Below are 20,490 nucleotides of genomic sequence, written 5' to 3' on the forward strand. Positions count from 1 at the left end.
GGCTCGATGGCTGCGGTGGTACCGGAAACAAGAACGCCGGCACCGGGCCGGCGTCGTGGCAAGTCGCACCGTCAAGCGTAATTGCTGCTGTAAATGTCGATTCCGTGCTCTGCCTGACGAACGTAGATGGAATGACCGTTTACGGAATCGTGATAACTCGCAATGCAGGCGAAACCCTTCGCGTCGTATTCCTCCTGATTGCTGGCAATCAGCCGGTCTCTCGTGCCGTCCGGGCGGTTGAGCCGTTCAGACTTGTAATAGCGGTCCATCGCTTCCGTCATGTTTGCGACCGTGGCGATTTTCGTATATGTCGCCCAGTCCGGAACGTAATAGCCTTTTCCGCTGCGCTCCGCCTCCTCTGCCTCGAACTGGTCAAGCTTTGCGAGATACGCGCTATCGGCCAGGTCGACACAACGCGGTAGCACAGCGTCGCCGTTGAGAATGCGACGGCAGTCGTGCATGCCGCGCAGATCGACAATATCGATGGGGCGAGGCAAACGCCCTACATCGCGCAGGCGATTCATTTGATGAAGACGGTCATAGCGACATTGGCGGTCGTAACGTGCTTGCTCTGCGTTCATGCTGCTATCTCTCCTGTGCTGTTCACGTGCAAAAGTTGGTGGCTGTTCCATTCCACGTCGATGTACTTCAATCCATCCCATACCTGCAACGCTTCGGGTCTTGGTGCGTCGGTGCTTCGAGCAGCCTCAGACATGGCCTCCTCATGATTACGCGCGCCGATCATGATCCAGCCGTACCGGTCTTTGAGCCTGTAGCTGGTGAGACCATGCGCAGCCAGAGGGCGGTCGTGCATGGGGGTGGTGGACATGTGCATTGCGTGTTACTCCAGTGGGAAATTGGTTAAGCTGACCGGGCCCCTAGATTCAGAAGTCCCGGCCATGCCGGTTTGTGCTGAGTCGGCGGTGCTTCTCGTCGTTGCCGCCGTTCCCCTGAGTTCGTCGTCCCGCGATCAAAGGAGACGTGGCCGGAACTGGGTCAAGGGATGAAGCGCGGGGTGTGGGGCGGGATGGAGCGAGAGCGACTGACACGGCCCCGCGCGCCTTGACGCAGTGGAGGCTGCGGCTACGATCGCGATAGAGGACAGCGAAACGAGGGGGACGGGAATTCGGCACGAAGAGCCGCGGCGAAGCGAAACGCCGCGCGGCGAGCGCGTTACCGAGCTGCCGAAGGCAGCGAGGCTGAAGGGGATGGCACGCGCCGGGGCAAGTCCGCGGGACGCGGCGCGCCCCAAGAGCGGGCGTGGAATGACTCCGTGACGCGGTGCTGTCGGCTTGCGTGACGGGCGAAGCCGGGCGCGCAAGGTGCAGCGGCACGGCTGGATGGCTGAGGCGCCAACGGAAACAAAAACGCCGGCGCGAGGCCGGCGGCGGATAGCGATCATCCGTTGGCAGGACGCGTTCTCCAGCTTACTGTCCTATCGGCCCAGCATACGAACCGAAAACGCTCCTGCAATCTTGCGCTCCATCTCAGCGACGAGCTCCGCGACAACTTGCTGGATTTCGCTTTCAGGCGTGCCGACCGGAAAAATCGCATGGCTTGTCGCCAGTACGTTTTCGCCTGCACTGGTGAAGTCACCGTTGGTGAGCCACCACCGATCGCACTCGTGATCGAAACGCAGCCAGATGCAGGCCCGTGCCGGCCCAACAAACGTCTCGAAATTCTTATTGAAGTAATCGAGAATGCTGTCTTTCTCCCAGGCGAACTTCGCAAGGCAATCAACAATCACGTCTTTCATGACTCTCCACTGTTCTAACAGTTAGAAGCTCAGTTGGCCCTGAGTCGCGGGCGCGGGCGGCACGGTCTCGGCACTGGATGTCTCGGGCACATGCCACGTGAGCGCATCGCGCATCGAGCCGACGCGATAACGTACCCGGTCAGCGTCCTCGCCTTTGATGTCAGAAAAGGAGAACGTGAATTCATCCGGTGCCTGGTCGCCCTCGCGGATCAAGCCAAGGCCTCGGGCCAGTTCATCAACGTCGCTTTGCTGATAATCCTTCTTGCACGCGGTGCGGCGCACGGTAATGCGGCTGTCCCCAGGCAACGGCGCTGCGTCGTTCAGGGCTTCACGCACGGCCGGAATGGTCGTCTTGGCAAATCCCGGTTGAACGAGCTCCCGCTCGAGCGCCGTGCCGGTCACGAAACTGGCGAGCGCAGAGTAAGCCCATTGACCGTGCGACCACTCGCCGTTTTCGCCTGCAACAAGCCGCACGTCTCGGTCAATCGCGTAGCAATGGATTGACGGAATTTCGACTTCCCGTGCCGCAACATTACGCACTGCGGGAACGTCAATCGGCAAGGTGCCAGTGTCGGAATGCGTGAAGATCCGCCAAGGGGAAAGCTCGCCATTAACCCCGTATATGGCATGCAACAAGGCCGTGTCGTCGTAAAGCGTCACGTCAATGCCACCGTTCCTGATAGTCTCGAACCGATCGGCGAAACCCGCACGATTAAGCGCGTCGGCAACTCTTTCGCACGAATCTTCCGGCACCGCCGCGCGCCATGATTGGTCGAACTTCAGCGACACGGCAACATCGCGAATCTGGACCGGACGATTTAGCTCCTGCTTCCACGACTCGATGTAGTTCTCGGGCTTGATTTCGCCGCTCCGACTTTGCAGCATGCCACCGCAACAGTCCGATGCGCCGACAAATACGCGGCGAAACACCTCCTCTCGCGTGCCGAATGCGAACGCGCTCCAGTGGTCGTCGTGCGGATAGACGTTCTTCTCGTAGTGACGCTCGAAAAGGACATAGAACAACTCCCCTTCATTCGAGCGGAAAGCTGCTGCGCACTTCCCAGTTGTGACCGTTGCGCCCATGTAAAGCTCCTTGCGTAAGTGGGTAAAAGCTGACCGGGCCCCTAGATTCGGAGTCCCGGCCATGCCGGTTTGTGCTGAGTCGGCGGTGCTTCTCGTCGTTGCCGCCGTTCCCCTGAGTTCATCGTCCCGCGATCAGAGGAGACGCCGCCGTAGCTGGGTCAAGGGATGAAGCGCGGGGTGTGGAGCGGGATGGAGCGGTAGCGACTGACACGGCCCCGCGCACCTTGACGCAGCGCAGGCTGTGGCTACGATCGCGATAGAGGACGGGGAACCAGGGGGCGGGAATTCGGCACGAAGAGCTGCGACGAAGCGAAACGCCTCGCGCGGCGAGCGCGCACACCGAGCTGCTGCAGGCAGCGAGGCTGGAGGGGATGGCACGCGCCGGGGCGAGTCCGCGGGACGCGGCGCGGCCCCAAGAGCGGACGTGGAATGATTCCGTGACGCGATGCTGTCAGCTTGCGTGACGGGCGAAGCCAGGCGCGCAAGGTGCAGCGGCACGGCTGGACGGCTGTCCCCTACCCTCGCGGCACCGCAAACGAATTCGCCGGCGGGTGCCGGCGATGGTGGACGGGAAAGGTCGTCGTTCAGAACAGAGCGAGCTGTTCCAGCTTCTTGAAGTCGATCGCGGCCGGTTCGGGTGCAGGGGCCGTCACAACCGGCGCCGGACCCCTTGGCTGTGGGTCGTTTTGCGGGGCGTACTGGGTATCCGGGGGATTGAGAAGCGCCAATGCGTCCGCCTCTGCCCGCTCGCGCTCAGTTTCACGCGCGAGACGGGCGCGCCATCCGCCAAGGATGTGCGCAGGGGTGTACCAGTGTCCCCACTCTTCGAGGGAAAGAGCGTTTCCGTGGACAACAACCCCTGGGATGTGTAGCAGGGATAGTTGTAGGTAAGCCATGTGAACGCATCGGGGATCAATGTCGACGCAGATTGCGTGCATCGAATTCTGGTAGTTGATCCCGGCATCGAGCAGCGCATCGGCGTAGGCGATCACCATTCCGCCGGCGCCGCATGCGGGTTCGTTCAGACGAAGGAAGCCCTTTTGCCTGACTTCGGCACCGTCTCCGACCAACACCATCGCCATCAATTTTGACACTTCAAACGGCGTGAAAAACTGGCCAGTTCTCTCGTTGCCAAGCTCGAACATCATGTACAGAGACCCGAGCACGTCTGCCAGTCCACCACGGGGTAATCCGGTCTCTTCGTTGAACGATCCGGCTATCCGCTCCTCGTAGCAGAGAACCAGTTCGCCAAACATCTGCGGGAACAGGGCGACCTCCTCTTTCTTGTACTTGCCGACGATATCGAGGTAACGCGCCTCGCGCTTTTCGTAATGCACCTTGTCGACGGCATTGCTGATCGACAGCGCCGAAAGCTCGATGAAGTCTGAAAATACCTCGTGCGTGTGGCGAGCATAGCTAAGGCTGCGAATCATCTTGACCAGTGCCGTTTGGTGTTGCCCTGCCGTGGTTTCATGCTTGCGTACTGCGCTTTTGTTTGCCATGTCGTTACAGAATTGGTTTGAGCTGACCGGGCCCCTAGATTCAGAAGTCCCGGCCATGCCGGTTTGTGCTGAGTCGGCGGTGCTTCTCGTCGTTGCCGCCGTTCCCCTGAGTTCGTCGTCCCGCGATCAAAGGAGACGCGGCCGGAGCTGTGTCAAGGGATGAAGCGCGGGGTGTGGGGCGGGATGGAGCGAAGCGACTGACACGGCCCCGCGCGCCTTGACGCAGTGCAGGCTGCGGCTACGATCGCGATAGAGGACGGCGAACCAGGGGGACAGGAATTCGGTACGAAGAGCCGCGGCGAAGCGAAACGCCTCGCGCGGCGAGCGCGCTTACCGAGCTGCTGCAGGCAGCGAGGCTGGAGGGGATGGCACGCGCCGGGGCAAGTCCGCGGGACGCGGCGCGGCCCCAAGAGCGGGCGTGGAATGACTCCGTGACGCGGTGCTGTCGGCTTGCGTGACGGGCGTAGCCGGGCGCGCAAGGTGCAGCGGCACGGCTGATTTGAAGTGCAACCGGATGACGCGCGGCGTGGTACTGCAGCGCGTGCTATCCGGCTGTGGCCGCCTAGCCGTCAGGCACTCGGGCCGCTGGGCGCCGCGTGTACGTGATCCGAGAACAGAAGCGCAAACGCCACGCTTCCATCGATCTGTTCTCCTTGCAGCAATTCGGCGATGGCGTCTCGTCGCACGATCAGGTCGATATCGTCGTACTCGTGTGGCTCGGCGAACGATGCGTACAGATCTGCGTCATTGTCCTGCAGGACGTTCTCAAGCAGGTCAGTGGCACGGTCCTGACACAGGTTGCCAGCGGCATCCACGCTTTCTGCCAATGGCACGCCGTCCACATGGATAACGTCCGACACGCTGGCCACGACCGAGCGGAAGGTAACCCCATCGTCGTCCGTTACCGCGCTCGCCCGTAGCTCGATTGTCATACCGGCCAGCCACGGGTGATCGATGAACAGGCGCGCGAGGAGAGCGCCTGCCCAGGTCGCGTCGAGCTTCCGCTTCTCGGCGGCCGCATGCTCATATTCGCTATTGACCTTCTGCCCTGCGTCGTTGAGCAGGAATTTACCGCCGCTGAGAAAGTACGTCGGCGTTGCGAAATTTTGATCTGCACTCATGCGTTGCTCCGTTTGGTACGGTGATTTCCTTCTGAGAAAATCACGGCGTTGGAATTGACATGGCGAAGCAGACCGCTCCACCACGAGGTTGCACTACAGACCTGATGCCAGTCACCGCGTCCGTCATTAGCGCTTACGTGGACTTCGATACATCGCTCACACGAGAGCATCTCGGCCACCAGTCCATCGTCGCGTGTGTGTGTTTGTGTCGCGACGATGTTCAGATGTGAGAGGTCGATGGCGTAGGGAACGCCGGATTCGAAGACTGTCCGGTACTCATCCCAGGTTGAGACAAGGAGGGGATCGCCCCTCGTCGGATACTGCCCCTCGACTGCTACCTGACACCCAAACAGATCCGCGCAGCGTCGGGCGTTGTCCAGCATGCTGTCGAGGTTAGCGTTCGCCCGACTGCCCGAGTGCGCGCTGTAGGCCGGAGCATTCAGGCTCTGGCTTACATGTGCCGCACGTTCGAACCAATCCTGATTGGCTTCGAAGTTCGAAAGGTCGGCAAGGCGGTGTGTACGCAGTACGCGTGCATTGGCGTGAAGCCGGAACTGTGTCGATGGGAACGCCCGCAAAATGTCCGACACAACCTCGTCTGTCAGCGTACCGAACGATTGCGGAACGAGTTGTACATGTTCGATGGACAGGTCACCGAATACTGGCTCGACATGCGTCCGGGTCAGCATGGCAAGTGCGCTTTCGTATCGCAGACCGGGCCAGCTTGCGAGAGAGACGCAGACTTTCATAGCCGCGTCACCGTCTGGGCCGACTCAACGTAGTAGTCGCGGTGATCCAGCGTCACGGTGCCCGTTTCGCAAACGAAGTCGACTTCGCCTGAACCACCTTCCCCGTCCTCAAAACCGCTATGGAAAACCTCGATCGCCCGATCTGCATAGTCGCTGAGAGCCTGGGTAAGAGATACGGTCTCTTCAACATATGCGGTCTGCCATTGACCGTCCACGTACTGGGAGCGAAGCGTCGTAACCGTAACCGTGGTGTTCGATTCGAACGCCTGACCGTCCGCAATGAGGATGGAAACCTCGTTGTCGTTGCCGGAATCACCAGATCCCGAATAGCAAACCGTCGCACCGGACGCGTCCACATTGCGCAGCGCATCAATGAGAACCGGCTTGTTTCGCGAAAGAATCAGATCGGGCGTCTTCTCAGCGGCTGCAGGAAGGCAGTCACTCTCGTTGTGGCGGGGTTGGTTGAGCAGGTCGGACATGGCGTGTTCTCCATAGTGGTTGAGCTGACCGGATCCCTAGATTCCGAGTCCCGGCGTGAACGATGTTTCTGCTGAGTCGGCGGTGCTTCTCGTCGTTGCCGCCGTTTCCCTGAGTTCGTCGTCCCGCGATAAAAGGAGACGCGGCCGGTGCTGGGTCAAGGATTGGAGCGCGGGGTGCAGGGGCGGGATGGAGCGGCAGCGACTGACACGGCCCCGCGCGCCTTGACGCAGCGCAGGACGTGGCTACGGTCGCGGGAAAAGGACGGCGAACAAGGGGAACGGGAATACGAGGGGTGGCCGCGACGAAGCGAAAAGCCTCGCGCGGCGAGCGCGCTTACTGAGCCGCTGAAAGCGGCGAAGCTGGAGGGGATGGCACGCGCCGGGGCAAGTCCGCGGCACGCGGCGTGGCCCCAAGAGCCAAAAGTCCTTGACTGGAAAAGTCTGCGTTGTCCGACCGGGGCGCGCTGGTCGTCGTCGCACATGAGCGCAGCGCACGCCGCAGGCGCGCGATTGCCGGGTTCGGCATGTCCCCGTCGCGGTACCGGAGGTTCCTGATCGACGGATCTACGTTCGTTGCGAAGAACCGCACGGCGACCTCGCGCGCTGGAGCCTCCAGTATCCCGGCTTCAGGGTACAAAACGTCGAGCGTGCGGAGCTGCCTGTAGACCAGACCACCGATATCCGCCCAGGAGCGCTCGGGTGCCTCTCGCCATGCCGCGAGCGCATCGGTCACTACCGTATTCAGAAGAACGCGGATCTGGGCGGTACGGGTCGGCTGCTTCGTGTGAATTGGCCAGCGTACGGGCAAGTGGACAGGTAAAGCAAAGATTGATTTCATGGTGGTTTTACGCGCCGAAGGGGCGCGCTCCTGTGTAGTAAGGAAAGGCAATCGGCTGGTTCGAGCGCGGTGTCTGCAACAAACTCGCCTCGCACAGCCGGTGCCGCTTTCATAGTTCGGTCCAGGCGAGATCGGCGGTAACCTGCCGGCCCATGCCAAATGACCGGCTAACCGAGTGTCTGATTCGCTCGCGCGCGCCGTCGATGGTCAACGTTCCCTTGCCAAGGAAGCGCCCGAAGAGAGCCCGCTGTTCTGCCGCCAGAAGGGTCCCGCTCCACCGCGCGGCGCGGTCTCCCTTGCGCTTAACGAGGAACAGGGCCAGCCTCGCAGCCAGTTCGAAGCGGTTGGCCTGCGCAGTCAGGATCAGGTGGGCGTCACACGCAACCGGGGCGAGCTTTGGATCGCGGAACGTGCGCGTGTATGGGGCTGGCCCGTAGGAAAGCGCCCAATCGACGGCGTGCTGCACGCGGCCGCGAGCTTCAGCGGGCGAGCGCGCGAGCTTCGAGTCGTACTGCCTCGCGTCGCGAGACAGGCGGATGTCGAAAAACTCCCGGCCTGGACGCGGTTCGATGCGCATGACGTCGATCTGATAACGTGCGCCCTTCGCGGCCCCTTCCCAGCGTTCAACCAGTTGCGCGCTCATGCTGCCTCCACGCGCTTGCCGTACAGCGTGAGGGCGATCATTTCCAGCCGACCGATGGAGTCGTGCACGTCACGGCCATCCGCCGGGTTGGCCACGATGTAGTGCGCCGCATTGCGGGGGCGTCCCGCAGCGTCACGTGCCACATACACCGTGCTGACCCGGGCGGCGAGCATCGCGCGCCGGGCAAACTCCGCGAAAGTACGCGCGTCGCCAAGCTCCCTGTCCGCCTTGATCATCTGCGTCCGGATGCGGTCCAGCTTGCGCAACGCGACGCGGACCTCGTCCGTCTCCGCTCCGCAGATGTTGGAGAATGTGACGCGATGGGCGAACGACTCCGCGCTCTGATCACTCACAAACGCTCGCAGCGAAATGCTACCGCTGTAGACGTAGCCGGTTGGGCCGACCACTGCGCGCTCCACATCCACTATCAGTTCAGTCGTGCAGCTTTCCTGCTTGACGTAGGCATAGGCGGTGACTTCGTGCTTCGGTTCGCGTCGTGACATGGCATGGCTCCTGTTTTTAGCTGACCGGGCCCCAAGATTCGGAGCCCTACGTAGGGGTTTCCATTCGGCGGGCGCTTGAAAGGTTCCAGCGTTGCCGCCGTTCCCCTGAGTTCATCGCCCTGCGACTACGCAAGCCGGTCGAGGCCGTGCGTCAAGGAGGCAAGTGCGGGGTGTTGGGGCGGGCAGGCGCGAAGCGACAACACGGCCCCGCACGCCTTGACGACAGGCCGACGCCGGCTAAGGTCGCGGGTATGGGCGATGAGGGGGAACAGTCGGTATGCGACCGCTGCGACCGCGTGAATGGCCCGCGCGGGCAGCGCCTTCTCGCGTAGCGAAGCGAGCGACTGGCATGGGTGGCTCGCGCCGGGCGAAGCCTTAGAGCGATCCGTTGTTGGTAACCGGGTCGGGGGAAATGCGAGCAGCCCGGAAGGCGGATGCCTGAAGGGCTGCTCGCCCCGACCCGGCTGATTTGCGGCGCAAAATCCGGAACGTAGATGAAATACGCCGAAGAGCGGTTTCCGCTCCTCGGCGTCTGAGTGTCTGGCTACTCGGCGCGCTGTTCGATCAGGTCGAGCAGGTTTTCGCCGTCCAGTTCAAGAGTCTGCGTGCCCGTGAGAAGCGAGTGCGAGACGCGGATGACTTCGGACGCACCGATCTGGGCGAGCGCTACCAGATCCTCGTGGGTGAGCGGCACATCGAGCGAGCGGAATCGAACGATGCCTTGCGGCGGGTTAGCGTGAGCCCACGGCGACATGCTCACGTCCATCATTGCGATGGTCCGGCCGTTCTTCCCCACTACGTGCGTTCCTGTCACGTATGTGAACCGCGACATCTCCTCGCGCAACTTTGCCTCGGTTACCTCCATTACGGTCCCAGCGCGCGCGTCGATCAGATAGCAGTCGCGGCTCGGACCGACGCGCAGCGCTGCGTCCAGTTCTTCGTTCATGCGGGGGTGTCTGCCGAGCTGTACCAGGTGCGTACCGCTTTCGCGAACGACCCAGCCGTACTGGCCGGTTGCGTAGGTACGCTGCAGGTATGCACGGTCGTGCTCGTAGAAGTCGACCGTGTAGTGTTTGAGTCGTGCGTCCGGCTTTTCGACAATGCCACGCATCGCGTCGAAAACGCGCGCGACGCGCGCAGCGTGGGCGGTGGCTTTCATAGCGGTCGCAATGGCATCGGTTGCAATGGTTTCAGCCGACAGGCAAAGTTCGATCTGCATGGTGCGTTCCTTTTACAAAGAGAGAGCAAGTTGGGTGCTGGCGACTTCGTGTGCGGCAGCGGCGAGAAGAGTCGTAACCCAGTCCGGCTTGGTCCGCGCGCCGGCCCACGCACGCGCGAATTCCTTGAGGCAGGCGACGCAGCAAAGCGCCCGGTAGTCGTCGCGCTGGACGGGGGCATACACAGCGTGGTGCGCAGTGCCGCCATCCCGGCGGGCACCGCATAACGTCGCCCCTGCTGACGGGCCGGTATGGGTGAGATGGATAGGCGGCACCTTCGGCTGGGCCGGGGCGGTCCCGCCGACGGCCGGGGCTGTTCCTTCGCTTTCGAGGGATAACAGATACGCGTCATACCCGGCGCGCTCCGCTGTCTGACGCCTGGGAAAGGCAATGCCGGGTACGTGCACGTGGGCGTAGAAGTACTCTCCGGTCGAGATGCGCTTGTTTTGTGTCAGCCGATGGCTGGACGCGTGGTTCGCGCGCTGCTCGCTTGTGTAGCGTTGGAAGCCGCGCGACGCGCGAAAGCGCTTTCTGTATTCGTCAAATGTCATATTCGACCCCTTCTGGTTTGAGCTGACCGGATCCCTAGATTCCGAGTCCCGGCGTTGGTGGTTTCTGCTGAGTCGGCGGCGCTTCTCGTCGTTGCCGCCGTTCCCCTGAGTTCGTCGTCCCGCGATCAAAGGAGACACGGCCGGAGATGGGTCAAGGATTGGAGCGCGGGGTGCTGGGGCGGGATGGAGCGCAGCGACTGACACGGCCCCGCGCGCCTTGACGCAGTGCAGGCTGTGGCTACGATCGCGAGAAAAGGACGGCGAATGAGGGGGACGGGAATTCGGCACGAGGAGTCCGCGGCGAAGCGAAACGCCGCGCGGCGAGCGCAACCTCGCGTAGCAAGCGATAGCGCCGCGGAGCGACACTTCTTCGAGGTACAACGCGCAGTCGAGCGGAGCTCGATGCGCGTGTAACGTTATCCGGGGCGCGATAGTCGCGCCCCGGCTGGACACTGGTCTGCCCGACTAGTCAGTGACCGGGCCCGGTCAGGACCCGGTGCGGCATCAGATAGGTGAGCGTTTTCAGGAAAGGTGAGCTTTATCAGGATACCAAAGCAAAAGCCCCTGCATCTTTTGCAGGGGCTTTTGTACTACTATGGCGTACAACGTAGGCGACGTCGTCAGACGGGTACGTTCGACATCGGCATTCTGCGCAGCAGCTGAGTAGTAAGGGACATGTAGCCATTCTCCAGGCGCGGGCAATGATCAGCGGCCCACTGTGCCGCAAGCGGAGATGCGAGCGCTTCCTCGACGACTGCGAGCTGCTCTTCGGTGCCGGCGACAATGCTGAGGTTGTGATTGATCGGGAGTACGCCTGGGGGCACGCGCACGGACTTCGGTGACGTGGCGATACGCGGCACGAGCAGCGACTCACGCGAGATATCCATCGCCGTGGACTCGGGAGGTACCCAGAGCTTGGCATTGCGACCGCGGGCGGCCATCCGGTGCATCTGGCTTGCGAGGTGCTCCATGATCTCGTCACACGGCCGCGTACGCGGCGTGGTGCGAATTACCCAGCGTGTCGGCTCCCCAAGCTTCCCGTCAACGATATCGTCCGTGTCCACAGCAGGCACAAGATATTCTGCCGGTAGCCTGCCGGCGGTCGATGCGTCTACGACGAACACGCCGGTGGTGCCGAGCCATGGGGCGATGCGGACCGTGGCGAACTCGCCCAGTGTCTTGTAGCCGGCATACCGGGTCACGTCGACGCCCGGATAGATCGGTTGCTCGGAGAGCTGAAGACCGCGCGCGGATCCGCCCTGCAGGACCACTGACACGGGATGAATGCGCGGAGGCGAACCAGCCTTGCGATGTTTTGGCCGGTAGAAGACATGGTCACCCTCTAGCCGCTCAAGGTGTGCAATGCAAAACCGCTCGCCGAGTGACTTCCGAAGACGGGCGGCACCCGAATTCAGCAGCCATCGATCGGCTGTGACAAACGCAATCCGGCCATCGGGGTGGACTGCGCGACCACACCGTTCGAGGAAACTATGGAGCAGATCCGCGGAGGCCCATTCCGGGACGTAGTCTGCGTACTGTTCGCGCAGATACCGTGGCACATTCGCCGCCCTTAAATAAGGTGGATTGCCCGAGATGAAATCCGCATAGGGTCGTGTCGGCCCATCGGTCAGAAAGTCGCGGTTGTAGACCATGTTCTGTGCGAGCTCTGCCGCGCGGGATGCGGAATGTCCGTATCGAGTAAATACCTGCGCGACGCGCGCGCGTGCATCGTGGCAGGCACCCGGGTGGATCTCCCATCCTTCGATAAGCGCACCCGGTTCGAAGCCGGCGGGCCGTGCCGCGAGCAAGCGATCGAGAGCGCGCGCGAGGAACATCCCATCACCACAGCTGGGATCCAAGAGGCGTCGGTCCTCGTGTGGCCAGCCTAGTCGATCGAGCAGTTGGTCGACAACGGGGCTTGCCGTATAGATTGCCGTCAACCAGTGCAACTCGTCGATCGCAGCACGCTTGATCTCTTCTGCTTCGTCGGTGAAGACCAGAGCGGACTGCGTAGCGCCGCCGAAACCGTCAAAGTCAATATTGCCCTGCATGAAGCCTCCGTGTTTGACTATGCCGCAGCGCGCATCTGGGGCGACGCCGCGTCGGATATCCGCGCGAGTTTCATCAGATACGCATATGCGTCGCTCGCACGGCTAGCCGCCGTGAACAGCGCGTTTTTATCCTTCTTCAGGACTCGAAGCCATGAGTCGAGATACGACGCGTGAAATTCGAGCTGTCCGGCGTCCATGCCAATACGGGCAAGACAGAACGCCGCGCCGAATTCGGCAACGAGTTCCTCAAAGGCGTAGGCTTCGTCTCCGAAGCGGCCACTCAGATCGCGCGCGAGTCGCTCCGGGTGTGCGGTCCAGTGGGTCAATTCATGGACGGCCACGTGGTAGAAATTCGCCGCAGATTCGAATCGGGTGCGCTCCGGCAGGAAACATTCGTCCGTGCTCATGCGATAGAAAGCGCGCTCGCCGGTCTCGATAATCGTGGCGCCGGAGCGTGTCAGGATCTGTTCGGCGACGGCGACGGGCTCAAACTCTTCATAGCGCGTTGCCGGCGCAACGCCGTCGATTTCTTCGACGTTGAATACGCTGAACGGCACCGGCGCCGGGAAAAACTCAATCTCGCCAGTTTCCGGGTCAACCCGCTCGCGTTGCGCAACTTTCAGCAAGCGACAATGTTTCGCACCGCGACGCACCTGGGCGCCGATGTCCTGTGCCTGCTTGTAGGTCATCCACTCATTACGAGCAAAGCCCCGGTCCGCAGCTTCTAGCCAGAGCAGCAACACATTGGTTCCGCTGTAGGGATTCTTGGTCGCGTAGTTAATCGGCAATCCGCCGCCTTGACTACGGGCCCAGAGATTGCCGGGCGACATACGGCCATCTTCGATTGCTTTGACAATGCGATCCGTGACTTCCTGCTTGAGGTCGATGATGGCGTTGCGGGAGCGCTTCATCACACACGCTCCATGATCACGTTAGGCAGCGGAACCAGACGCACAGATGCTGCATGCGATGCATGACAATCGAACTCCAAAAGCACCCCTGCTTCGGATTCGACTTGCACGGCTTGTGACATATATTTCTCCACGAGGTTTTGAGCTGACCGGATCCCTAGATTCCGAAGTCCCGGCGTTGGTGGTTTCTGCTGAGTCGGCGGTGCTTCTCGTCGTTGCCGCCGTTCCCCTGAGTTCGTCGTCCCGCGATCAAAGGAGACCCGGCCGTAGCTGGGTCAAGGGATGAAGCGCGGGGTGTGGGGCGGGATGGAGCGGTAGCGACTGACACGGCCCCGCGCGCCTTGACGCAGCGCAGGCTGTGGCTACGATCGCGATAGAGGACGGCGAACGAGGGGGACGGGGATTCCGGCACGAGGAGTCCGCGGCGAAGCGAAACGCCGCGCGGCGAGCGCAACCTCGCTCAGCAAGCGATAGCGCTGCGGAGCGACACTTCGTCGGGGTGCACCGCGCGGGGTGGGCAGCGCCCGGACCGCGCGCGAATTTTCCCGGGGCGGGGTGTTGCGCACGGGCTGGATGGGTCGGCTATAACTGGATTTGCAAGGATGCAGTCCGAGGAGTCGGGCGCCCGGCACGCGCCAAGGAAAGTGAAATACCTACCCTCGCACGCGGTAGCCAGAAAGCTCAAGGTTAAATGAAGCAAACCCCGGAGGTGAGCCGGCTTCGTTCACCCGGGCCGACCGGATTCTGTTCTAGGTTCGACCTGGGCGGGGACGCTGCAGTTAGGCGTATCCGTATTCAATTGTCACGACTAGTTGTGCCGCAGTGCCGCGCAGGCGCCCCTCGCCGAGAAATCGGGATTCGATCTGTGTCCGCTTTATCGACAGCGTCACAACCACATCGTCCGTGACCGTGCTGAGACGGTATTCATCGTCTTCATTTGACTCGCCGAATTCCCACTGCACCCGAGCAATGCCCGGCACGATCGGTTCCAGATCCGGCGTCGAGATTCGATCACCTTCCCGCAATGACCGAAGGGTGTCGGGAGTGCGGGACCTGTGGACCGAGTGCAGCGAGAGGACAACCGCGCCGTTCACTATCGTCATCGTGCGGCGGTGAAAGGCTGCATAGGCCTCGACGGGCCCCAGCCGGACATATGTACTTTCGCGATGAGGAAATGACACGTTCGATCACTTTGATGGACAACACGGCTAGAAATGATACGCCGTGGAACGCGGTGATCTATCGCGAGGGAGACCTGCGTCAATGCGGCGTCACGCTTCAGACTCAGCGTGTCGTCGCGCCCAATACTGCTTTGGGGTCGATCAGCGACAGTCGCGGACGGCCGAGCCCTCGCAAAAAGGGCGCCGCCCGGGTTACTTCACTAACCGTGTCAGCAGTTTTTCACTTACTTGGTGTCCGGCGTCACCATTCCTGAAAAGTCGATCCTTGAATTTAAAGCGATTTTTCAGGAAGAGTGGCACCGGGCGCCCGGCACGCGCCAAGGAAAGTGAAATATCCCTCTCGCTCTGCCGTAGTAAGTGAAAAAGCCGGTTGTGTTCTAATCGACGCGCCTAGAGTCGATACTCGGTCGCTGCCCCGGCGGCCTGCTTGCCGCTGGTCAACGACGGGCAAGGACCGGCCAGTTGCGGACGGTCGGAAACGCCGCCAAAATCCCCGAGTAGCTAGTCGCCTATCTGTGAGACTTCCGGTCGGCAGCATGGTTGCCGTTCTACCTTGGCGCTACCATTACAAAAGCATAGGCGGGAGGGCGTATGGCGCGATTCAATGCAACTGAACAAATAGGCGTTAATGCTGTCCAGCAGATAGTTCTCAAAGAGCTTGAGTGGATCTTCCGCGAGCAGCCGGTGATCGACATGGGAATCGACGCCCATATCGAGTTGGTGGACAAGCAACCAACCGGCAAGCTGATTGCCGTCCAGATCAAAACCGGCCCAAGCCACTTTGCCGAAGCTGGCGACGCATACATTTTCCGCGGAAAGCTCACACACCTGGATTACTGGACGAATCATTCACTGCCGGTAATCCTCGTTGCCCATTTCATTGAGTCGGGCCAGACGTTTTGGGTGCAAGTCGACGAGAATCTGGTAAAACGCACCGGCAAATCGTGGACCATCCCGATTCCAAAGGCGAACAAGCTAGGGGCCGGGACTCGCGAGGCTTTGATGTCGGTTTTCGATGGATCACCCTCGCAGCAGCGCATGCGGAAACTCGCTATTGACGAACCGCTTATGCGGCACATCAGTGAGGGAGGAAAGGTTTCCGTCGAACTCGAAGACTGGATGCACAAGAGCTTGGGGCGTAGTACCGTACAGGTGTTTATCCACGATGAACACGGAAGAGAAATACTGAAACAGGAGTGGCTCCAGTACTTCACTGGTTACAACATGAAGGCCCTAGCAGAAGCGCTGTTTCCATGGTCCGTCGCCAGCGTTGATGAAGACTTTTACGAGGAGAACAATGAGTTTGACGAGGACCCACGTCTTGCGCTTATGCGCGCGACCGACGAAGACAACGGATATTTCGCCATTTCCAACGACCCCGACGAAGTCTACCCATACGCAAATTCCGGTGGAGAAGTCGACTGTTACCGCCTTAAACTCGAATTGAACGATCCCGGCAAAGCATTTTTGTTGGTGTCCGACTACACCGCCGGTGCGGAGTGATCCGCGATGTACAATCGACCCGCTCGTGTAGGCCGAAGAAATCGGGCAAAAAACGATACGAAAGCGATCGGGGGTAAAAATGAAAAAGCTCGTGGCGGTCTTCGCAGTTACGATTTTTGCGGGATGCGCTTCCGATTCCGGCGTTATTGACCAAGGCGGCGGTACGTACTTTGTTTCCAAGCAGGCCGCCACTGGTTTCCCTGGCCTCGGGAATCTGCGCGCTGACGTGACCACTGAAGCAAGACAGTTCTGCGCGCGCTCCGGCAAGGACCTACGGGTGCACAGGACAAACGAAACGCAGCCACCCTATATCCTCGGTAACTATCCTCGAGTCGAACTCGAATTCACCTGCTCGTAACTCTGTTGTTAGAGAGGCGGAGCGACTTGCGGCGGTGCGGTTTCCGAGTAACCCGCTGTTTCTGGCGCAGCTAGGCCGCGTCGTTCGCCTACCGCCTGCTGCCGGCCAACTTCGGACGCTCGACACTGTCTCAGAATTTCGCGACAATCAGGTGGGCGTTTCAAGCGGCCTTGCGTAATCTACTAAGCCCCCTACATCAGTGACGACTGAATGATTCGCTCTTCGCCCAAGCCGTATTTTGAGCATATACTAGAAATGACTTGGTGAAACCAAGTAGGTGTGTAGGGATTGATATACACCTTATGCACCAGTCGTTCTAAGTCGACTCCAACCTTAACAACGGATTTTTTAAAATCCCAAACAACACACCTGAGTTCGCGCTCATACGTGAATTCTCTTTTTTTATGCATTATCGGCCAAAAACCGTTATTCGCCGGGATAATATAATTATCCCAGTCAACATAACTAACTTCCCCGACGTACACCCTGTTCGTTTTACGGTAGAAGCCGTACTCTCCATCGTTGAAGCAATTGGTCAAGCTGTCGTAAGTTGACTGAATGCAGACCCCGAATGGCTCCGAGTATATTTTCCACATTGCGAAATTCTCGTGCTCGTTCATGTGCCAACAATTGACAAAATAGCGTTTCAACATCTCTTCCTGTGCGCGATCACTCTGCGTCAGCATGTTGAACATTTGAGCTACGGTAATGCCTGGTTGATTGGGGAAAGGTAATTCGCCGTTTATTGCCGCGATCTCTCCAAGTGCCTTGATAGCAGCGCGCCCTGCATTGGTGTGGCTAGTCCCTTCGGACTTATCGTCACCTCGCAGCAAATCCGCCCTAGTGAGGAAGAGGGCTTTACTGTGTAGAAGATCAATAAATTTCGGTAGCGTCAAATACCGCCAAATTTTTATATGGTCGTTGCTTGGCTCAGAGAAACATGGATGCGTGTAGTTCTCAAGCTGAACTTTCTGTTGCTTTATCAGATTTTTATATTTTTCGTAAATTTCTGAATCACCGCCATAAAAATCGCTATGCGACACAATGGTGATTTTTTCGGATTGTTCATCAATCCAATTTAAGGCTTCATCAAACAAGCTGCTTTCATGCAAAGGGCAATCTTCAAACCCGGAAATTACCTTTATTACGGTTAATCCGTTTTCGCGAGCGTATGCTCGAGACTGCTCCTTCCGCTTCTCCAGATTTGCCGCACCCGCTGCTGCGGGCGTCCTCACGAGTAGCACGGCCTTCGCTTCGTTTTCCATTTCGGATCGATCGTTAGTATGAGGGCATATATCTTACCGCCGCTAACGAGTCGTCGCGTATGCCTTTACCTTTCGTTTGCGCTGCACATTTTTATACATGCTCGGCTGCCTGAATGGCCGCTTCGGATGACGCCGACAGGCCGTTGAGGGTCGATCAGCGACAGTCGCGGACGGCCGAGCCCTCGCAAAAAGGGCGGCGCCGCCCGGGTTACTTCACTAACCGTGTCAGCAGTTTTTCACTTACTTGGCACGGTTTTCACTCTCTGTGTCAGTCGACACTTGGCACAGTTTTCACTTTCTGTGTCAGTCGACAGCCGGCCTTAAGAGCCCCTTAGAGCGCGCTAGTAAATTGCTTGCGCTGTCGCTACAGCCTACTTATAATGTCTTTACGCGCTTCTTGGAAGCGTTCGATCCGCTACGAAGGAGCTATCACCGTGCAGTCCCAAGACCTTGTTTTTCTCGAAAACGCCCTCTCGTCATTCATCGAGACGGCGATCCATCGCGTCGCACACTCCGGCGACATGCAGTACTCGTACCGCATCACCGCGGCGGAAGTGAAGGAAGCAACCGACCGTCAACGCCTGCATGAGGCAATCATCAGCGAATACCAACAGTTTTTCGCGAATCACCACGTCGGCGCAGCGTACGACGCGGGTTTCGCGTCTTTCAGCATCACCATCGACCTCAATCGCTGTGTCTTGTCGCCGGCCCAAGCAAAATTTTTGTCGACCGCGATGGAAACGTTCCGCGCAGAAAACACCTAACTGCGTGACGCCAGTGTCTGTTCAGCAGATGCTGGTCGATCCGCAAATTTTGAGCGAGCGAGTTATGACACTGGTACAAAAGGAAGCTGACGGCACCTACCGCGCGGTATCCGGCGCGCGACGACTCAGGACGATGCTTGACGTCAACGGATGGGCCTCAGTGACTGATGTGGAGTCGCGCGAAACGCTTATCGTGGCCGAGGTGAATGGGTGTCTGGTCCTGTCGCAGATCGCAGAACCTGTGAACCGTGACGGCGCCGTCTAGTTTTCACACTTTAGGTCCGTGCTCGCCACGCCTGCGTTGACCTGATCTTCGGAGGATAGCTGATGGCGAAGCGATTGTTTGTTGAGGCGTCGTACGAGGCAACCAAGGATGGATCGATAACGACGGGCAAGGTCGAATTCATTGCCCGTGTCACTAATCTGAACAAAGGAACCGACGTGGATAGTCGTGCGCAGTGCGCGGCTGCTCGGCGACTAGCGGTCCCTCTAAGGGATGTCAAGATCACCGGCGTCATGTCGACCTGACGCCTCCAGAAATTTTCAAAGGAACTGTTGTGAATATTCCTCGACGTCCAAAGACGGTTGAAGTGACCACGCATGTCCCCGAACATCTCGCCGAGGCATTCCGGCAGACAACTCTGGAGTTCTTTGCGAAGGCGCGGGGTGGTCTGACTAGCGGGCAGCGGGCGGCAGAGATCCGCGCGCAGGACCGCGATGCGGGCCTCGATTCGCTCGCGCACCTGTTCGGCGTCGCCGAGGCTGACACCGGGCAATCAGCCCGGGTCGCGCAGTTTCTCGCGGGCCTTTACAACGGCCCCCGCTACCGTTTCGACCTGACGGATCTGCGCGCGCTGGACGATGACCTGTTTGAGCATTGCATGGCGGTGTTGCGGATGGACCATCGTCCGGACGTCGAGGTCCACCGTTACTTCCCGGACGGCGGCAATCGCTGGGAAAAGATGATCGCGGACTGGAATCTCGACAAGCGTCCACCGCCCGAGCCAGAACCGGAGCCAAACGCCAGGTATCAAGCTGCCTACGTGACGTACGCGAACGCACCGGGATATCGCAGCGTGACGCTTAGCGTGGCGCTGAATGACGTCGATCGCACGCGCCCCGTGGATCTGCATTTTTCGGCCGATGACACTGAGAACATCGCGCGCGACCTGCTCGAAATCCTTCGCCATGCTTGGGAACCGCGCGAGCACCGTGACGTGCCGCTGGATGCGCGCGCTGGTGAACGCCGGCCGCGGTGGCTTTAAAGTCTCGCCGTTGGACCAGAGAGTCACGACAGTGATTGGGATTTTTGGCGGGTGGGCGTTGGGCGCACTGATCGCTTTTCAGTGGGGTGGTTATCCGGCTGACCTCTGCCTGGGAATGGCGTCCGCGCTTAGCAAGCGTTTGCATGTGGGCGATATCGAGGAACATGGTGTTTTAGCGTTTGCGAACGTCGCGGACATTTCCCTGGCGTTCCGTTACGTGCTAATGCCGATGATGTTTTGTGTGCTCGGGCATGACGCGGAGCCCGCAGTGGTCGTGGTTATGGCCGTCACTCACCAGATCTTCTCGGAATAGATCGTTGGTGGTACGGCTTTGCTCGTACTGTTCGGTGAAGCAGTCGTCGCGCTGCGTTATGTCCACGCTGACCTGCCGGCGGAACGCAATTGAACGTCGACGCGGTCGAATCTCCAAGGGGGATCAGACGTTACGCTGTGTGACAGAACCGCGCGGATAGCCTCGGCCTGATGAACTGGTACACCGCATTGGACTCGCCTGGGTTTAAACCAACCGTCAAAGCGTAGTCAATGCAGCGTTTTGCGAGCGCCCTCTCCCGTTCGTTCATCCCGTTCATCACGAACAGGTTGCAGACCATGTCCGGGTGAACAATCGAAGCGAGCAGGTCGAGCAGCAGCTCGCACGAGCGGGTCTTGTCCGTGAGGATCGCCTCGATAGCGTCAGTGAATGCGTATGGGAGCTCGGTCATAGATTCGCGCGGGGGTGTCCGCCGAGTA

General features: G+C 59.9%; 23 protein-coding genes. 6 read left to right on the forward strand and 17 right to left on the reverse strand.

Annotated elements, in window-relative coordinates; genetic code table 11:
- Positions 1–71: 71 nt before the first annotated feature.
- The 15 genes from M0D64_RS32275 to M0D64_RS32345 all read right to left on the reverse strand — a co-directional run bounded on the left by M0D64_RS32275 (position 72) and on the right by M0D64_RS32345 (position 14,585).
- Positions 72–632: a hypothetical protein gene (locus M0D64_RS32275; protein ID WP_266260801.1), complete on the reverse strand. Its 561-nt coding sequence runs from the start codon at positions 630–632 to the stop codon at positions 72–74.
- On the reverse strand, positions 578–829 hold the full coding sequence (locus M0D64_RS32280; protein ID WP_266260803.1) for a hypothetical protein: 252 nt from the start codon (positions 827–829) through the stop codon (positions 578–580). Before M0D64_RS32280 ends, M0D64_RS32275 begins: the two co-directional genes overlap by 55 nt.
- Before the next feature lie 606 nt (positions 830–1,435).
- The gene (locus M0D64_RS32285) at positions 1,436–1,756 is read right to left on the reverse strand and encodes a hypothetical protein (protein WP_266243664.1); all 321 of its coding nucleotides are present in this window, start codon (positions 1,754–1,756) and stop codon (positions 1,436–1,438) included.
- Positions 1,757–1,777: 21 nt separating this feature from the next.
- Positions 1,778–2,839 (reverse strand): hypothetical protein, encoded by a 1,062-nt coding sequence (locus tag M0D64_RS32290; protein WP_266260805.1) that lies wholly within the window; start codon positions 2,837–2,839, stop codon positions 1,778–1,780.
- Positions 2,840–3,423: 584 nt separating this feature from the next.
- Positions 3,424–4,341, reverse strand: a complete 918-nt coding sequence (locus tag M0D64_RS32295; protein ID WP_266243640.1) for an N-6 DNA methylase — start codon at positions 4,339–4,341, stop codon at positions 3,424–3,426.
- 569 nt (positions 4,342–4,910) lie between these two features.
- On the reverse strand, positions 4,911–5,462 hold the full coding sequence (locus M0D64_RS32300) for a hypothetical protein (RefSeq protein WP_266243572.1): 552 nt from the start codon (positions 5,460–5,462) through the stop codon (positions 4,911–4,913).
- The gene (locus M0D64_RS32305) at positions 5,459–6,211 is read right to left on the reverse strand and encodes a hypothetical protein (RefSeq protein ID WP_266243570.1); all 753 of its coding nucleotides are present in this window, start codon (positions 6,209–6,211) and stop codon (positions 5,459–5,461) included. Before M0D64_RS32305 ends, M0D64_RS32300 begins: the two co-directional genes overlap by 4 nt.
- Entirely contained in the window at positions 6,208–6,690 is a 483-nt protein-coding gene (locus M0D64_RS32310; protein WP_266243568.1) for a DUF6878 family protein, read from the reverse strand. Before M0D64_RS32310 ends, M0D64_RS32305 begins: the two co-directional genes overlap by 4 nt.
- A gap of 947 nt (positions 6,691–7,637) precedes the next feature.
- Positions 7,638–8,171, reverse strand: coding sequence for a hypothetical protein (locus M0D64_RS32315; protein ID WP_266243565.1), 534 nt, complete (start codon positions 8,169–8,171; stop codon positions 7,638–7,640).
- The gene (locus M0D64_RS32320; protein ID WP_266243562.1) at positions 8,168–8,674 is read right to left on the reverse strand and encodes a hypothetical protein; all 507 of its coding nucleotides are present in this window, start codon (positions 8,672–8,674) and stop codon (positions 8,168–8,170) included. The genes M0D64_RS32315 and M0D64_RS32320 overlap by 4 nt, the downstream gene beginning before the upstream one ends.
- A 544-nt stretch (positions 8,675–9,218) precedes the next feature.
- Positions 9,219–9,893 carry a hypothetical protein gene (locus M0D64_RS32325; RefSeq protein ID WP_266243560.1) on the reverse strand — a complete coding sequence of 225 codons (675 nt, stop codon included), beginning with the start codon at positions 9,891–9,893 and terminating at the stop codon, positions 9,219–9,221.
- Positions 9,894–9,905: 12 nt separating this feature from the next.
- Positions 9,906–10,442 (reverse strand): hypothetical protein, encoded by a 537-nt coding sequence (locus M0D64_RS32330; RefSeq protein WP_266260807.1) that lies wholly within the window; start codon positions 10,440–10,442, stop codon positions 9,906–9,908.
- A 620-nt stretch (positions 10,443–11,062) separates the two neighbouring features.
- Positions 11,063–12,493, reverse strand: coding sequence for an N-6 DNA methylase (locus M0D64_RS32335; RefSeq protein ID WP_266243630.1), 1,431 nt, complete (start codon positions 12,491–12,493; stop codon positions 11,063–11,065).
- Positions 12,494–12,510: 17 nt separating this feature from the next.
- On the reverse strand, positions 12,511–13,404 hold the full coding sequence (locus M0D64_RS32340) for an ArdC family protein (RefSeq protein WP_266243632.1): 894 nt from the start codon (positions 13,402–13,404) through the stop codon (positions 12,511–12,513).
- A gap of 779 nt (positions 13,405–14,183) precedes the next feature.
- On the reverse strand, positions 14,184–14,585 hold the full coding sequence (locus M0D64_RS32345) for a hypothetical protein (RefSeq protein WP_266240855.1): 402 nt from the start codon (positions 14,583–14,585) through the stop codon (positions 14,184–14,186).
- Positions 14,586–15,176: 591 nt separating this feature from the next.
- Between M0D64_RS32345 and M0D64_RS32350 the strand changes: the two genes are divergently transcribed.
- Both M0D64_RS32350 and M0D64_RS32355 read left to right on the forward strand, forming a co-directional pair.
- Positions 15,177–16,088, forward strand: a complete 912-nt coding sequence (locus M0D64_RS32350; RefSeq protein WP_266240854.1) for a DUF4365 domain-containing protein — start codon at positions 15,177–15,179, stop codon at positions 16,086–16,088.
- 79 nt (positions 16,089–16,167) lie between these two features.
- Positions 16,168–16,446 carry a hypothetical protein gene (locus tag M0D64_RS32355; protein ID WP_266240853.1) on the forward strand — a complete coding sequence of 93 codons (279 nt, stop codon included), beginning with the start codon at positions 16,168–16,170 and terminating at the stop codon, positions 16,444–16,446.
- Between the two features lie 191 nt (positions 16,447–16,637).
- Here M0D64_RS32355 and M0D64_RS32360 read toward each other — a convergent pair whose 3' ends face one another.
- On the reverse strand, positions 16,638–17,711 hold the full coding sequence (locus M0D64_RS32360; protein ID WP_266240852.1) for a hypothetical protein: 1,074 nt from the start codon (positions 17,709–17,711) through the stop codon (positions 16,638–16,640).
- A 434-nt stretch (positions 17,712–18,145) separates the two neighbouring features.
- On the opposite strand from M0D64_RS32360, the gene M0D64_RS32365 reads away from it, so the two are divergent.
- The 4 genes from M0D64_RS32365 to M0D64_RS32380 all read left to right on the forward strand — a co-directional run bounded on the left by M0D64_RS32365 (position 18,146) and on the right by M0D64_RS32380 (position 20,053).
- A complete protein-coding gene (locus tag M0D64_RS32365; RefSeq protein ID WP_266240851.1) occupies positions 18,146–18,475 on the forward strand; it encodes a hypothetical protein in 330 nt (109 codons plus the stop codon).
- 13 nt (positions 18,476–18,488) lie between these two features.
- Positions 18,489–18,740 (forward strand): hypothetical protein, encoded by a 252-nt coding sequence (locus tag M0D64_RS32370; RefSeq protein WP_266260808.1) that lies wholly within the window; start codon positions 18,489–18,491, stop codon positions 18,738–18,740.
- 292 nt (positions 18,741–19,032) lie between these two features.
- On the forward strand, positions 19,033–19,740 hold the full coding sequence (locus M0D64_RS32375; RefSeq protein WP_266240849.1) for a hypothetical protein: 708 nt from the start codon (positions 19,033–19,035) through the stop codon (positions 19,738–19,740).
- The gene (locus M0D64_RS32380) at positions 19,703–20,053 is read left to right on the forward strand and encodes a hypothetical protein (RefSeq protein WP_266240848.1); all 351 of its coding nucleotides are present in this window, start codon (positions 19,703–19,705) and stop codon (positions 20,051–20,053) included. The genes M0D64_RS32375 and M0D64_RS32380 overlap by 38 nt, the downstream gene beginning before the upstream one ends.
- Positions 20,054–20,183: 130 nt before the next feature.
- On the opposite strand, the gene M0D64_RS32385 is transcribed toward M0D64_RS32380, so the two are convergent.
- Positions 20,184–20,462, reverse strand: a complete 279-nt coding sequence (locus M0D64_RS32385; RefSeq protein ID WP_266240847.1) for a hypothetical protein — start codon at positions 20,460–20,462, stop codon at positions 20,184–20,186.
- Positions 20,463–20,490 lie beyond the last annotated feature (28 nt).

Origin of the sequence: Paraburkholderia sp. WS6, from assembly GCF_030464835.1 — a bacterium.
Taxonomy (GTDB): Bacteria; Pseudomonadota; Gammaproteobacteria; order Burkholderiales; family Burkholderiaceae; genus Paraburkholderia; species Paraburkholderia madseniana.

Excerpts from the sequence above, each read along its gene's own strand:
- M0D64_RS32280 (WP_266260803.1), bottom strand. The coding sequence starts at position 829 with ATGTCCACCACCCCCATGCACGACCGCCCTCTGGCTGCGCATGGTCTC.
- M0D64_RS32295 (WP_266243640.1), bottom strand. The coding sequence starts at position 4,341 with ATGGCAAACAAAAGCGCAGTACGCAAGCATGAAACCACGGCAGGGCAA.
- M0D64_RS32350 (WP_266240854.1), top strand. The coding sequence starts at position 15,177 with ATGGCGCGATTCAATGCAACTGAACAAATAGGCGTTAATGCTGTCCAG.
- M0D64_RS32290 (WP_266260805.1), bottom strand. The coding sequence starts at position 2,839 with ATGGGCGCAACGGTCACAACTGGGAAGTGCGCAGCAGCTTTCCGCTCG.
- M0D64_RS32285 (WP_266243664.1), bottom strand. The coding sequence starts at position 1,756 with ATGAAAGACGTGATTGTTGATTGCCTTGCGAAGTTCGCCTGGGAGAAA.
- M0D64_RS32385 (WP_266240847.1), bottom strand. The coding sequence starts at position 20,462 with ATGACCGAGCTCCCATACGCATTCACTGACGCTATCGAGGCGATCCTC.
- M0D64_RS32320 (WP_266243562.1), bottom strand. The coding sequence starts at position 8,674 with ATGTCACGACGCGAACCGAAGCACGAAGTCACCGCCTATGCCTACGTC.
- M0D64_RS32310 (WP_266243568.1), bottom strand. The coding sequence starts at position 6,690 with ATGTCCGACCTGCTCAACCAACCCCGCCACAACGAGAGTGACTGCCTT.
- M0D64_RS32325 (WP_266243560.1), bottom strand. The coding sequence starts at position 9,893 with ATGCAGATCGAACTTTGCCTGTCGGCTGAAACCATTGCAACCGATGCC.
- M0D64_RS32355 (WP_266240853.1), top strand. The coding sequence starts at position 16,168 with ATGAAAAAGCTCGTGGCGGTCTTCGCAGTTACGATTTTTGCGGGATGC.
- M0D64_RS32315 (WP_266243565.1), bottom strand. The coding sequence starts at position 8,171 with ATGAGCGCGCAACTGGTTGAACGCTGGGAAGGGGCCGCGAAGGGCGCA.
- M0D64_RS32300 (WP_266243572.1), bottom strand. The coding sequence starts at position 5,462 with ATGAGTGCAGATCAAAATTTCGCAACGCCGACGTACTTTCTCAGCGGC.
- M0D64_RS32305 (WP_266243570.1), bottom strand. The coding sequence starts at position 6,211 with ATGAAAGTCTGCGTCTCTCTCGCAAGCTGGCCCGGTCTGCGATACGAA.
- M0D64_RS32340 (WP_266243632.1), bottom strand. The coding sequence starts at position 13,404 with ATGAAGCGCTCCCGCAACGCCATCATCGACCTCAAGCAGGAAGTCACG.
- M0D64_RS32330 (WP_266260807.1), bottom strand. The coding sequence starts at position 10,442 with ATGACATTTGACGAATACAGAAAGCGCTTTCGCGCGTCGCGCGGCTTC.
- M0D64_RS32380 (WP_266240848.1), top strand. The coding sequence starts at position 19,703 with ATGCGCGCGCTGGTGAACGCCGGCCGCGGTGGCTTTAAAGTCTCGCCG.
- M0D64_RS32335 (WP_266243630.1), bottom strand. The coding sequence starts at position 12,493 with ATGCAGGGCAATATTGACTTTGACGGTTTCGGCGGCGCTACGCAGTCC.
- M0D64_RS32275 (WP_266260801.1), bottom strand. The coding sequence starts at position 632 with ATGGAACAGCCACCAACTTTTGCACGTGAACAGCACAGGAGAGATAGC.
- M0D64_RS32360 (WP_266240852.1), bottom strand. The coding sequence starts at position 17,711 with ATGGAAAACGAAGCGAAGGCCGTGCTACTCGTGAGGACGCCCGCAGCA.